10 protein-coding genes are annotated in these 13514 nt (G+C 72.7%); all 10 read left to right on the top strand.

Features of this window, described 5'->3' with window-relative positions:
- Positions 1 to 90: 90 nt before the first annotated feature.
- The 10 genes from ACZ6S6_RS23305 to ACZ6S6_RS23260 all read left to right on the top strand — a co-directional run bounded on the left by ACZ6S6_RS23305 (position 91) and on the right by ACZ6S6_RS23260 (position 13510).
- Positions 91 to 960, top strand: a complete 870-nt coding sequence (locus tag ACZ6S6_RS23305) for a helix-turn-helix domain-containing protein (protein WP_469706810.1) — start codon at positions 91 to 93, stop codon at positions 958 to 960.
- Positions 961 to 1126: 166 nt separating this feature from the next.
- Positions 1127 to 1996 carry an ABC transporter ATP-binding protein gene (locus tag ACZ6S6_RS23300; RefSeq protein WP_362959387.1) on the top strand — a complete coding sequence of 290 codons (870 nt, stop codon included), beginning with the start codon at positions 1127 to 1129 and terminating at the stop codon, positions 1994 to 1996.
- Positions 1997 to 2116: 120 nt separating this feature from the next.
- The gene (locus ACZ6S6_RS23295; RefSeq protein ID WP_362959385.1) at positions 2117 to 3181 is read left to right on the top strand and encodes an iron-siderophore ABC transporter substrate-binding protein; all 1065 of its coding nucleotides are present in this window, start codon (positions 2117 to 2119) and stop codon (positions 3179 to 3181) included.
- Positions 3178 to 5280 (top strand): iron ABC transporter permease, encoded by a 2103-nt coding sequence (locus ACZ6S6_RS23290; RefSeq protein ID WP_469706809.1) that lies wholly within the window; start codon positions 3178 to 3180, stop codon positions 5278 to 5280. The genes ACZ6S6_RS23295 and ACZ6S6_RS23290 overlap by 4 nt, the downstream gene beginning before the upstream one ends.
- Positions 5281 to 5374: 94 nt before the next feature.
- Entirely contained in the window at positions 5375 to 6499 is a 1125-nt protein-coding gene (locus ACZ6S6_RS23285; RefSeq protein ID WP_469706808.1) for a peptidase C39 family protein, read from the top strand.
- Between the two features lie 50 nt (positions 6500 to 6549).
- Positions 6550 to 7782, top strand: coding sequence for a GNAT family N-acetyltransferase (locus ACZ6S6_RS23280; RefSeq protein ID WP_362959376.1), 1233 nt, complete (start codon positions 6550 to 6552; stop codon positions 7780 to 7782).
- A gap of 212 nt (positions 7783 to 7994) precedes the next feature.
- Positions 7995 to 8651 carry a GOLPH3/VPS74 family protein gene (locus ACZ6S6_RS23275; protein ID WP_469706807.1) on the top strand — a complete coding sequence of 219 codons (657 nt, stop codon included), beginning with the start codon at positions 7995 to 7997 and terminating at the stop codon, positions 8649 to 8651.
- Positions 8652 to 8722: 71 nt separating this feature from the next.
- A complete protein-coding gene (locus tag ACZ6S6_RS23270; RefSeq protein ID WP_362959371.1) occupies positions 8723 to 9613 on the top strand; it encodes an oxygenase MpaB family protein in 891 nt (296 codons plus the stop codon).
- Positions 9614 to 9639: 26 nt separating this feature from the next.
- Positions 9640 to 11907 carry a serine/threonine-protein kinase gene (locus ACZ6S6_RS23265; RefSeq protein ID WP_469706903.1) on the top strand — a complete coding sequence of 756 codons (2268 nt, stop codon included), beginning with the start codon at positions 9640 to 9642 and terminating at the stop codon, positions 11905 to 11907.
- A 58-nt stretch (positions 11908 to 11965) separates the two neighbouring features.
- On the top strand, positions 11966 to 13510 hold the full coding sequence (locus tag ACZ6S6_RS23260; RefSeq protein ID WP_469706806.1) for a phytoene desaturase family protein: 1545 nt from the start codon (positions 11966 to 11968) through the stop codon (positions 13508 to 13510).
- The last annotated feature ends 4 nt before the right edge of the window (positions 13511 to 13514 follow it).

Below are 13514 nucleotides of genomic sequence, written 5' to 3'. Positions count from 1 at the left end.
GTAGCGGCGGCGAGCCGTGCGCCTCTCACAAACGATCTTTGGGCCATGGCCCCGGATCCGGGGCGGGCCGGCACCGATAGACTCCTCGCCATGGTTCGAGTGTCCCGTGGTGCGGTGACCCCCGGGATGTGGCGGCGCGAGGTGGGCACTGTGGTGCGGCCGGCCGAGCCGCTCCCGGAGCCGGCGGCGGGAGCCATCCTTGCCGGGTTCCGGATCGTTCCCGGCCCCACGGAGTGGTCGCCGCACTCGCATCCCCTGCACGAACTCGTCTGGGTGCGCGGGGGAACGCTGACGTCCCGCGTGGGGGACCGCGTTCTGACCGTGGTCGAGGGGCACGGGCTCTGGATGCCCGCGGGAATGGTCCACGGGGGCCGCGCGACGGCGGGTGCGGAGTTCTTCGACGCCTTCTTCGCCCCCGATCGCACACCGTTCGCGTTCGCGGAACCCATGGCGATCGCGATGACGCCGTTGCTGGAGTCGCTGCTGACCCATCTGTCCTCCGCCGACCTTGACGCGGAGGCCAGGGCGCGGGCGGAATCGGTCGTCTTCGATGTGGTCCAGCCCTCGGAGCGTCAGTTCGCGTTGCAGTTGCCGGGCGATCCGCGGATCGACGCCATCGCCGAAGCCTTGCTGGACGATCCCTCCGACGGCCGCTCGCTGGAGGACTGGGCGCGGCGGCTGGGGACCAGCGACCGCACGATCACACGCGCCTTCCGTCAGGCGACGGGTCTTTCTTTCGCGCAGTGGCGCCGGATGCTGCGCGTGCACCGGGCGCTGATGCTCCTCGCCGAAGGCTTCGAGGTGACCACGGTCTCCGAGGTGCTCGGCTACGCGCAGCCCAGTTCCTTCATCGTCGCCTTCCGGCGGGTCACGGGGATCACGCCGGGTGCGTTCTTCGATGCGGCGGCCGGCCCGTCGGGCGATGTCCGGAATTCCGTATCGCGTGACCAGAACTCCTGATTGTCCACGCGGCAAGCGGAATGCTACCTTCACGGAGTTAGGTAACCCTTAGTTGTTGCTCGCCGCGCACGACACTGTCCGTGCGTGGGCGAGCGCACGCCCTGGCCGGTCGAACCGGACGGAGGTTACCGCGGTCCCCCGCCCCTGCGATCGTCCGGACATCTTTATGTTCACACGCCCTTTCCGGTCTGCCGGAGAACCCACGGCCGCCCCTGCCGCCGCCGCCCCGGTGGCCGCGCTCATCGGGCACGACCTGGTGCTGCGCTACAGCGGCAAGCCTGTCGTCCACGGTGTCTCGGTAGCCCTGGAACCCGGCCGTGCGACCGCCCTGGTGGGGCCGAACGGCAGCGGGAAGTCCACGCTGCTGCGCGCGCTCTCCCGACTGCACCGGCTGGACGGCGGCCGGGTGACGCTCGGCGCCCCCGATGGAGAGCCCGAACGTGACGCGGCCCTGCTCAGCTCCCGTCGGTTCGCGCGCGAGGTCACGCTGTTCTCCCAGTCGAGGCCCGCTCCCCAGGGGCTGACGGTCGCGGAGGTCGTCGCGTTCGGGCGCCATCCCTACCGGCGTGGCTTCGCCGGACCGACCGCGCAGGACCAGACCGCCGTCGACCACGCCATGGGGGTCACCGGAGTACGCGACATGGCCGGGCGGCAGGTCGGAGAACTCTCCGGCGGGGAGATGCAGCGTGTCTGGCTCGCGGCCTGCCTTGCCCAGGACACCGGCGTCGTGCTGCTGGACGAGCCGACCAACCACCTCGACCTGCGTTACCAGTTCGAGACGCTCGACCTGGTACGGGATCTCGTCGAGGAACACGGCATCGCGGTCGGGATCGTGCTGCACGACCTCGACCAGGCCTCCCGTGTCGCGGACACGCTCGTCCTCATGCGCGCGGGCCGGGTGTACGCGGCCGGCGCACCCGCCGATGTCCTCACCGCCGAGAACATCGGTGAGGTCTACGACATTCGCGTCGAGGTGGGCATCGACCCTCGAACGGGGCGGCTCCGCATCGATCCACTCGGGCGCCACCTCTCCTGAACACGGCGGCACATCTCCCGGAGCGCCACATGGGCCGTTCCGTCGGTGATGCGCCGACTCGAAAACGCCGACGCACCGTCCCCGCGTCGCTCACACATCACTTGTGAAAGAGGAACCTTCATGAACCGTGCCCGTCGCCTGGCGGCGTCAGCCTCGACCGGGCTCGCTCTGCTCGCCGCAACGGCCTGCGGAACGACCGACGTCGACAAGGCAACGGCCGGCAGCAGCGCCGGCGCGTCCCCCGCGTCGAAGGACTGCGCCCAGGACACCACGACCCCCTCGACGGGGGCCGTCTCCTTCAAGGACGGCGTCGGCCGGCAGGTGAAGCTCGACAAGCCCGCCCAGCGGATCGCGGTCCTCGAATGGCAGCAGGTCGAAGACGCGCTGACGCTGTGCGTCACCCCCACCGCCGTCTCCGACGCCAAGGGATACCGCACCTGGACCAGCGCGGAGAAGCTGCCCAGCGGCGTGACGGACATCGGCACCCGCGAGGAGCCCGACCTCGACACCCTCTACGCGGCCAAGCCCGATCTCATCGTCGTGGAGGCCTTCGACGCCAAGGACGAGATGATCAAGAAGCTGGAGAAGAGGGGCGTCCCCGTGATGGCCACGCGTGGGGCGGACCCGAAGGACCCGATCGGGAACATGCGGAAGGTGTTCAGCATGATCGGCGAGGCGACGGGACGCACCGACCGGGCGGACCAGGTGCTCAAGGAGTTCGACCAGCACCTCGCGACGGCGAAACAGCAGGTCACCGACGCAGGCCTGCCGACGAAGGACTTCGTGTTCTTCGACGGCTGGCTCGAGGGGGGCAACCTGACCGTACGCCCCTACGCGAACGGCGCCCTGTTCACCGAGATAGGCAAGGAACTCGGCATGACCCCGGCGTGGACCAACGACGTCAACAAGAAGCACGGTGACGGAGGCGTGGACGCCGCCTACGGCCTCGCGCAGACCGACGTCGAGGGACTCACCGCTGTGGGCAACGCCAACCTCTTCTACGCGAACGACGACGGCGCCGGCGGGTACGTCGCGGCGCTGAACAAGAACCCGATCTGGAAGAAGCTCCCGGCCGTGAAGGAAGGCCGCGCCCACGCGTTCCCGGCGCAGGTCTGGGGCGCCGGCGGTCCGCGCTCCTGCGCACAGGCGATCGACGCGTACGTCGACGTACTCGACAAGAAGTGAGCACTGTACGCACAGCGGCACCTGAGGCGGGGCCGCTGCCGGGCGCGGGGCGCGGCAGCGGCCCCGCCGGGGCGGCCGTCCTGGCGCTCCTCCTCGTCGCCACCGTCCTGGTCGGCATGTGGCACCTGACGCAGGGGACGTCGGGCGTCGGCGTCGGCGATCTGGTGCGCCATCTCGCCGGGGAACGCGAGAACGCCCGCGGGGCGCCCGTCGGCGAGATCCTCACCGGCTCGCGCCTGCCGCGCCTGTTCGCGGGCGTCGCGGTGGGCTTCGCCCTCGGCTGCGCCGGCGCACTGCTCCAGTCGGTCACCCACAACACGCTCGCCTCGCCGGACACCCTCGCGGTCACGGCCGGGGCCTACTTCACCCTCACGCTCGTCGCCGCCTTCGGCCTCACAGTCCCGCTGTGGGCGTCGGGCGCCGTCGCCTTCGCCGGCGGCCTCGTCGCGGCGGCACTCGTGCTGCTCCTCGCGGGCCGCGCCGCGGGCACTGCGGGCACCCGTCTCATCCTCGCCGGAGCGGCGACGGCGATGGCCCTGGACGCGGCGACCGGCATGCTCCTCATCCTGTTCAACCAGAACACGACCGGTCTCTTCGCCTGGGGGAGCGGCTCGCTGGCGCAGCTGAACATCGACGCGTCGGTACGTGCCGCCCCCCTCGTCGTCGTGCTGCTGTGCGTCGCTCTGGCGCTGTCCCGGCGGCTGGACGTGATGAACCTCGGCGACGATGCCGCGTCCACCCTTGGTGTGCCGATCCGGACCACCCGCGTGGCCGCCGTGCTCTGCGCGGTGCTGCTGACCAGCACGGCGGTGACCCTCGCCGGCCCGATCGGCTTCGTCGGTCTCGGCGCGCCCGTCGTGGCCCGCCTGATCGCGGGGCGGGTTCCCGCGCTCCGCCGGCACCTGCTCCTGATCCCCGCGGCCGGACTGCTCGGCGCGCTGCTCGTCCTGCTCGCGGACGCGTCCCTGCGCGCGGTGCAGGGGGCGGACGGGGCCGCCGCCATCCCCACCGGCGTGCCGACCGCGCTGCTCGGCTCCGTCGTGATCGTGGTCCTCGCACTGCGGCTGCGTGACACGGGCGGTATCCGGCAGCCACCGCGCGCCCGGGTCGCCGTACGCTCACGCCGCGCCTTCCTCCTCGTCACGTCCGGCGCGGTGGCCCTGCTGGTTGGAGCGGCCCTCACGGCGATCCTGGCGGGAAGCCTCTGGCTGCGGACCGGGGACATCGTGTTGTGGCTCCAAGGCGCCGCCCCGGACCTGATAGGCCAGGCACTCGACGACCGGGTCCCGCGCGTGACCGCCGCGATCCTCGCCGGCGCGGCGCTCGGACTGGCCGGATGCGCCGTACAGAGCTCGGTGCGCAACCCGCTGGCGGAGCCCGGAGTGCTCGGCATCACGGCGGGCGCCGGCCTCGGTGCGGCGAGCGTCGCCACCTCGGGCCTGCCCGGTGGCCGGCCGGTACTCATCGCGGTAGCGGTCACGGCGGGGCTGGCGACGTTCGCGGTGATCGCCCTGCTGGCCCGGCGCGGCGGCTTCCTGCCCGACCGGTTCGTACTGATCGGCATCGGCATGGGGTACGGCCTCAGCGCCGTCACCACCTTCCTCCTGCTGCGCGCGGACCCGTACAACACGCCCCGGATCTTCACCTGGCTCTCCGGCACGACCTACGGCCGCACGTTCCCCGACGTCGTCCCGGTCGCGGTGGCCCTGGCTCTCGCCCTTCCCCTGCTGCTGTTCATGCGCGGCCGGCTCGACCTGCTCGCCGTCGACGAGGACACCCCGCGCATCGTCGGTGTCAGGGTGGAACGCACCCGCTTCACCGCCCTGTCGATCGCAGCGGTGCTCGCGGCCCTCAGCGTGATCGCCGTCGGCGTCGTCGGTTTCGTGGGGCTCGTCGCCCCGCACCTCGCCCGTTCCCTGGTGGGCGCCCGGCACGGCCGCGCGATCCCGGTCTCGATGGTGCTCGGCGGACTGCTGGTGTGCGTGGCGGACGCGCTGGGCCGCACGCTCGTCGCCCCCGCCCAGGTGCCGGCGGGCCTCATGATCGCGCTGGTCGGCGCACCGTACTTCGTGTGGGTGCTCCGGAAGTCCCGCGCATGACCCCGGGGAGGTGATGGGGTCCGCGCCCATACAGCGTCAGGCTCCAGCCCCTCTCCCTTCCCCTCGTCCTCCCCGTCCCGCCAGGAGCACCGCAATGCTGCCCCGTCAGGAAACGCCCGCGCCGCTCGCTGAGCCCGTGCGGCCCGCGAAAAGCATCGTCGTCCCCTATGAGCCCGACACCCCGCCGGCTCAGCTGGCGCGCCTCGTCGACCACGAGGTGTCGGAGCGCTGGCGCGCGGTCGACCGCTCCGCCCACGCCCCTCACCTCGTGGCCGTTCCCACAGATGACGGCGAGGGCTGGACCGCCGCGGCGCTCGTGACAGCACGTCCGAACACGGCCTATCTGAAAATCGTCGATGCCGTCGGCGACGTGCGCGCGGCCGTAAGGGCCGTCGTCGCCCACGCGGGCCGCCGAGAGCTCGCGCAGGTCAAGTGGGAAGGGTGGACGGCGCGTCCCGACGACGTCGCTGCCACCGGCTTCGCCGCCTTGAGGCCTCCGCTCACGCAGCCGCAGGGCGCGGCCGGGCCGGCCGCAGGCTACGTCCGCTGGCTGCGCGACGGCGTAACGAGCACACCCGCGTACTACGGACAGACCACGCACTTCACCTGCGGTGCCGTCACCGCTCTGGTCGCGCAGGCGCACGCGGGCACGCTGGAATGGGGGGCACTCGACCGGCAGAGGGAGCTGACGCTGTGGCGCGACGCCACCAACTTCCTCGCGTGCGAACCCGTCGGGCTGGGCGTCGCCCTGCGCCGAGCCTGGCCCTCGTCCCCGGTCACGATCCATCTGGACAACGACCGGCCGGTGTTGCTCGACCACCTCCCGGAGAACGAGCAGGAGTGGCGTGCCCTGCTCCAGCGGGCCTCCCGGACGGAGGCGGAGCGCACCGGTGTCCCCATTGACCCGAGCCGCCTGGCCCTGACCGCGATCCGGGACGCGATCGGCCGGCACGAACACGTGCTGCTCCTGCTCTCGCTCGCCGGGATGCAGGGATTCGACGTGCCGCACTGGGTGCTCTGCCACGGCGCCGTACCCGGCGCCATCGTGATCGAAGATCCCTGGACCAACGCGACAACGGGGGACACCTGGGTCGACGCCCACCTCCTGCCGGTCTCCGACTCGTCGCTCGACACGATGTCGGTCATCTCGCCGGAGGGCTTCCGCGGAGCGGTGACCATCGGCCGTCCGCAAGGGCGGGACGCGGCGCCATCCTCGTGAACGAACACCATGACTCACCGTGCCGGTACTTCGAGAAGGAAGCGACAGCGATGGAGATTCGACCCACGACCGATGAGGACCTGGACGTCTTCGTCGACACGGTCCACACCGCATTCGGGCACTTTCCGGAAACCCCGATCGCGGGTGGCGGACGCTGGTGGTCCGCGCTCGAAATGGACCGCGGCCTGCTCGCCCTGACAGCGGACGGCCGGCCCGTGGGCACCGCCGCCGCGTACTCCTTCGAACTCACCCTGCCCGGCCGGACCCTCGCTCCGGTCGCCGGGGTGAGCGCGGTCGGCGTCCTGCCCTCGCACCGGCGGCGCGGTGTGCTCAGCGAGATGATGCGACGGCAGCTCTCCGAGGTGCGGTCCCGGGGTGAGTTCCTCTCGGTGCTGCTGGCTTCCGAGGCTCCGATCTACGGCAGGTTCGGTTACGGACCGGCGACCTTCACCACCCGGCTGACGGTGCCGCGCCACCGAGCCGCCCTCGCGGTTCCCCGGGCCCGTGCGACGGGCGACGCACCGGCGACCGGAGCGGACAGCGGAACGGTCGAGGTGCTGCGGCGTGCCGAGTGCGGCGAGATCCTCGAAGAGGTTTACGACGGCTACCGCCGCGCCCAGCCCGGCGCGCTGTCCCGGCCGCACCGCTGGTGGGCCCTGGGAGCGGGGCAGTCGCCGGTCTCCTCGGCACCGCGCTACGTCGCCGTCCACCGGGACGCCGCCGGAACGGCGGACGGGTACGCCAGCTACTCGATTGGCGAGCCCGGCACCCTGACGGTCGACGAGACCATCGCCACCGACGACGCGGTCTTCATGGCCCTGGCCCGGTTCGTACTCGGACACGATCTGGTGTCACAGGTCGTGTTCCGGCATGTCCCGCCAGAGCACCCGCTGCGCTGGCAACTCGCCGACATTCGCGCCGGCGATGTCGGCGAACCCGCCGACTGGCTGTGGGTGCGGCTCCTCGATGTCCCGCGCGCCCTGACCGCACGCGGCTGGTTCACGGACGGTGAGCTCGTCCTCGACGTGGACGACCCGTTCCTCGGCGAGCACGGCCGCTACCTGCTGACCGTCCGCGACGGCAAGGCCGGCTGCGTCCCCACGGACCGGCACCCCGACCTGTCGCTGGACGTGCGCGATCTGAGCTCGCTCTACCTGGGAGGCGTCGCCCCGAGCACGCTCGTGCGCGCGGGACACATCCGGGCCTGCCGTCCGGGCGCCGCCGCCCTCGCGGACGCGCTTTTCCGCACCGAACGCGCCCCGCACTGCCTGCACTGGTTCTAGGGCCTCTCGTTTGGATCATGCTGGGCTCGCGGGGGCCGGCACCGCACCTCGCGGCGTCGAGGCGGAATCTGAGACCGCCCCGCGAAAGGGCTCCGGATCGCGAGGGCTGGAGCGATACTGATCGTGACAGTCGCCCCGCTGCCGGGCCGGCCCCGGACGCGGGCCGGCCCGGTGGGGCGCACCACCGTCCATGTCTCCGAGAGGAGCCGTTCATGACCACGGCGAAGGACCTGTTCACGATCGCCACGGACCCCGGGTCGAAGAATTCCGTGGGACAGGGGGACCTCTCGCTCGCGCTCGCGGGAGCCGAGCTGATCGATCTCATCGGGGCGGAGGCGGTCGGTGTGGACGGCGACCGCATCGTGCCGGGTGTGCCGCCGGGGCCGGAGGACCAGCTCATGGGTGAGGCCGCCGCAGCGCTCGTTCGACAGGCACCCTACGAGCGGATCGAGGACTGGCTGTGGCGCCGGGGCCGAGACCTCTCGGCCGCGTACCAGCGCGCCCTGGAGGAGGCCGGTGAGCTGACACCGAAGAGCGGCGGTCGCCTGTCCTTCGGCTCTGAGCGCGTGGAACCGGCTGATACGCCCGCGCGCCGCCGGGCAGCCGACCGCTGGGAGCGGCGGGAGCCCGTCCTGACCGCCCTCGCCTCCATCGTGGGCATCGACGGCGAGCACCCCGACGGCGAGCACCCCGACGCCGAGCCCGGCTTCGACGCCGAGCCCGGCCCCGACGCCGAGCCCGGCTTCGACGACGACGCGGTGACGACCGTCGTGGCCATCGTCCACGACGCGGTGATGGAGCTGGAAGCCGTACGCCAGCGGCGATCCATCGAGAACGCGGCGTTCGCCAACGTCTGGCGCGGACCGTGAGCCGAGCGGGGGCGGGCGCCGGGTAGAACCCGACGGCGAGGGGCGAAGGGTCGAGCGGGAGGCAGGACGAGATGACGGAAGCCGACCCCGGGCTCTTCGGGCCCGAATCGGTCACCTGGCAGATACACGGCGACCCGATGATGTGGGTGGCCGGGGTGCGCGCCCTGTACCTCCAGGCGCTGCACCCGCGCGCGGTGCGCGGCGTCATGCAGAACTCCGACTTCCGCAAGGACGCCTGGGGCCGGCTGATGCGCACGGCCGGCTTCGTCGGAACCATCACCTACGGCACCACCGAGGCCGCCGAGAAGGCGGGCGCCCGGGTCCGCAGGATCCACCGGCTCCTCAAGGTCACCGACCCGCGCACCGGCGAGACGTACGGCGTCGACGACCCCGCGCTGCTGCTGTGGGTCCACTGCGCCGAGGCCGACTCCTACCTCCAGGTCGAACGGCGCTCCGGCTTCCCGCTCACCGACGCGCAGGCCGACCGGTACATCGACGAACACCGCCGCGGCGCCCGGCTCGTCGGCCTCGACCCGGCCGCCGTACCCGCCACCACCGCACAGCTGGCCGCCTACTTCGAGCGGGTGCGGCCCCAACTGGCCTCCTCACCCGATGCGCTGGACGTCGACGACTTCCTGCGCCGGCCACCGGTCCACCCCCTGCTGGTGCCTGCCCGCGCCCTGCTGTGGCGGCGCGTCGCGACGCTCGCCTACCAGTCGCTGCCCCCGTACGCCCACGAGCTGTACGGCAGACCCGCACCGCCGGCGGCCACCGTCGACCGCCGCCTGCGCACCGCCGGAACCCTCCTGCGGGGTATCCCGTCGCGGCTGCGCTGGCAGCTCCCGCCGGGTCATATTCTGAAGGCGGTGGCGCGTCTGGGTCCCGGCAGCCGCCCCACCCCGTACAAACTGAAGAGGCAGGCAGCCATACTGGACGGGCCGGGGAGGGCGCGGCAACAGTAGGCGCAATGACGGGGGCGACAGCAGGGATGGCGGAAACCAGGCTGATCCAGAGCCGGTACCGGCTGCTCGATCTGATCGGGCGCGGCGGCATGGGCGAGGTGTGGCGCGCCCGCGACGAATCACTCGGCCGCCAGGTCGCCGTCAAATGCCTGAAGCCGATGGGTCCTCAGCACGACCAGGACTTCACCCGCATCCTGCGCGAACGCTTCCGCCGGGAGGCCCGGGTCGCGGCCGCGCTCCAGCACCGCGGCGTCACCGTCGTCCACGACTTCGGCGAGCACGAGGGCGTGCTCTACCTGGTGATGGAACTGCTGGACGGCCGCAATCTCAGCCAGCTCCTGGAGGACAACGAGCAGCATCCGCTGCCCGTGGACGACGTCGTCGACATCGCCGAACAGGTCGCCGACGCCCTCGGCTACACCCACCAGCAGGGCATCGTCCACCGCGACCTCAAGCCCGCCAACATCATGAGGCTGGCCGACGGGACGGTGAAGATCTGCGACTTCGGCATCGCCAGGCTCGGCCACGACATCAGCGTCACCTCACGCCTCACCGGTGTCGGCATCGCCATGGGCACCCCGCACTACATGTCGCCCGAGCAGATCAGCGGCGGCCAGATCGACCACCGCAGCGACCTCTACTCGCTGGGCTGCGTGCTGTACGAGATCGCCACCGGGGCGCCGCCGTTCGACCTCGACGACGCCTGGGGCGTCCTCGTCGGACACCGTGACACCCAGCCGGAGCCACTCCGCTCCCACCGGGCCGAACTCCCGGGATTCTTCGACCGCGTCGTCCTGGAACTGCTCGCCAAGACCCCGGAGCAGCGCCCCGCCGACGCGGGTGACCTGCGCCGCCGCATCGCCGTCGGCCGCACCGGCGCGCAGCCGCACCTGGAGCCGACCGGCCGGGTGCTGCTCGCGCCGCCCGTCCCGGTCGAGCGCCCCGGCGGACACGCCGGCCCCGGACCGCGGCTGCCCGACTGGACCCGTGGCATGACGAGCGGGATCAAGGCGACGGGCGCCGCGGCGCCGGGACTTGTGCCGCCCGACCACTCGGCGGGCCTGACCGGCCAGTGGACCACCGGCACCGACCCGCGGGCCGGCACCGGACCCGTGCCGCCGGCCGGGACCGAGCGGCCCACGCCCTCGCCGGAACTCCTCGCGATACTCGCCAGCCGCCACAGCGCCGGCCTCAACCTGAGCCGCCTCGGCCACTGGGACGAGGCGGGTGAGGTGCACCGGGCGGTCGCCGCCGAACGCGAGCACGCGCTTGGCCCCGACCACCCCGACACGCTCTCCAGCCGCTACGAGGTCGGGTTCACCCTCAGCCGCACCGGGCGCGCGGCGGACGCGCTGCGGGAGTTCGGCCGGGTCGCCGAGGGCCGCGAGCGGACCCTGGGCCCCGACCACGCGGAGACCCTCGCGGCCCGCCAGGAGGTGGCGTACGTACTGGGCCAGCTCGGCCGCCACTTCGAGGCCCACCAGGTCTACGCCGCCGTCCTCGCCTCCAGGGAACGCTCGATGGGCCCCGATCACCCCGACACCCTGCGCTGCCGCCACAACCTGGCGTTCAACCTCAGCCGGCTCGGGCGCCTGGAGGACTCGTACCGCATGGCCCGTGACGTGGCGGCGGCCCGCGCCCGGCTGCTCGGCGCCACCCACCCCGACACCCTGGTCACCCGCTACGAGGTCGGCTACACGCTCGGCCGGCTCGGCCGGTGGGCGGAGGCACTGCAGACCTACCGGGAGATCGTCCAGGTCCGGTCGCACGTGCTGGGCGCCGACCACCCCGACACCCTCGCGGCCCGCTACGAGGTCGGCATCAGTCTCGGCCGGCTGGGCCGCAGCACCGAGGCGCTGGAGCTGTACCGGGTGCTCGTCGACGACCGGACCCGGGTCAGCGGCCCCGCCGACCCCGAGACCCTCCGCGCCCGCCACGGACTGGGCGTCAACCTGGGCCGGCTGGCCCGCTGGGAGGAGGCGCTGACCGAATCGCGCGAGGTGTGCGCGACCCGCGAACGCGTCCTGGGTCCCGACCACGCCGACACCCTCGTCAGCTGCCGCGAGGTCGCCGTCGGCCTCGGCTGGCTCGGCCGCTGGACCGAGGCGCTCACCGTCTACCGCCAGGTCGCCGAGGTGCGGACCCGGCTGCTCGGCGCCGACCACCCCGACGCACTCGCGAGCCGCAACGACGAGGCGCACTGCCTCGAACAGCTCGGCCGGGGGACGGAAGCGGTCGAGCTGTACCGGCAGGTCGCGGCGCTGCGACAGCAGCGGGGCATCGCGTCGTCCTGACCGGCGCACCCACGGCACCGGCCCTGGCCAGGGGCCGCCGTCCGTGTTACCAAGAGCCATGCCCGTACCCGACAGCTATGACGCAGTCATCGTGGGCGGCGGCCACAACGGACTCGTCGCCGCCGCCTACCTCGCCCGAGCCGGGCAGTCCGTCCTGGTCCTGGAACGCCTGGGCGCCACCGGGGGAGCGGCCGTCTCGACCCGGCCCTTCGCGGGCGTCGACGCCCGGCTGTCGCGCTACTCCTACCTGGTGTCCCTGCTGCCGCACAGAATCGTCCGGGAGCTCGGCCTCGACTTCGCCGTACGTAAACGGACCGTCTCCTCGTACACCCCGGCGGTACGCGACGGACGCGCCACCGGGCTGCTCGTCGGCGGCGACGGCACCCGCGACTCCTTCGCCGCGCTCACCGGCTCGGACCGGGAGTACGAGGCCTGGCAGCGCTTCTACCACCGCACCGGGCAGGTCGCCGAGCGGGTCTTCCCCACCCTCACCGAACCCCTGCCCAGCCGCGAGGCGCTGCGCGAGCGGATCGGTGACGCGGACGCCTGGCGGATGCTCTTCGAGGAGCCCATCGGCGTAGCCGTCGAGGAGAACTTCGACGACGACCTCGTACGCGGCGTCGTGCTCACCGACGCGCTGATCGGCACCTTCGCCGACGCGCACGATCCCTCGCTGCTCCAGAACCGCTGCTTCCTCTACCACGTCATCGGCGGCGGCACCGGCGACTGGGACGTGCCGGTCGGCGGGATGGGCGCGCTCACCGACGCCCTCGCCGGGGCGGCGCGTGCGGCCGGTGCGCACATCCGCACCGGGCACGAGGCGATCCGCGTCGAAACCGACGGGACGCATGCCGAGGTGACGGTACGGGCGGACGGCGCCGAGCGGACCATCGGCGCGCGCCGCGTCCTGGTCAACGCCTCGCCCCAGGCACTCGCCGCCCTCCTCGGGGACGAACCGCCGGCCCCTGCCGAGGGGGCCCAGCTGAAGGTGAACATGCTGCTCACCCGGCTGCCCCGGCTGCGCGACCGCTCCGTGGACCCGCGCGAGGCGTTCGCCGGTACCTTCCACATCGCCGAGGGCTACGGGCAGCTGGCCGACGCCTACCGGGACGCGGAAGCGGGCCGGCTGCCCGCCGCCCCGCCGTCCGAGATCTACTGCCACTCGCTGACGGACCCCTCGATCCTCGGCGCCGATCTCGCCGCCCGCGGCTACCAGACCCTCACCCTCTTCGGCCTGCACGCCCCGGCCCGGCTCTTCGCCGCGGACAACGCGGCGACGCGCACGGCCCTGCTCAAGGCCACGCTCGCCGAGCTCGACACCCATCTGGAGGAGCCGGTCGCGGACTGCCTGGCCCTCGACGGGAACGGCGAGCCCTGCATCGAGGCGAAGACACCGCTCGACCTGGAGCACGACCTGCGGCTCCCCGGCGGCCACATCTTCCACCGGGACCTCGCCTTCCCGTACGCCACCGCGACGACCGGCCGCTGGGGCGTGGAGACCGCACACCCCAACATCCTGCTGTGCGGGGCCGGCGCGGTGCGCGGCGGTGGCGTCAGCGGGGTCCCCGGCCACAACGCCGCGATGGCGGCGCTGGGCCGGTGACCGG

It is taken from the genome of Streptomyces sp. NPDC048671 (assembly GCF_055587045.1).
Note: the sequence above shows the minus strand (reverse complement) of the source record. Positions and strands in the feature narration are given on the sequence as shown.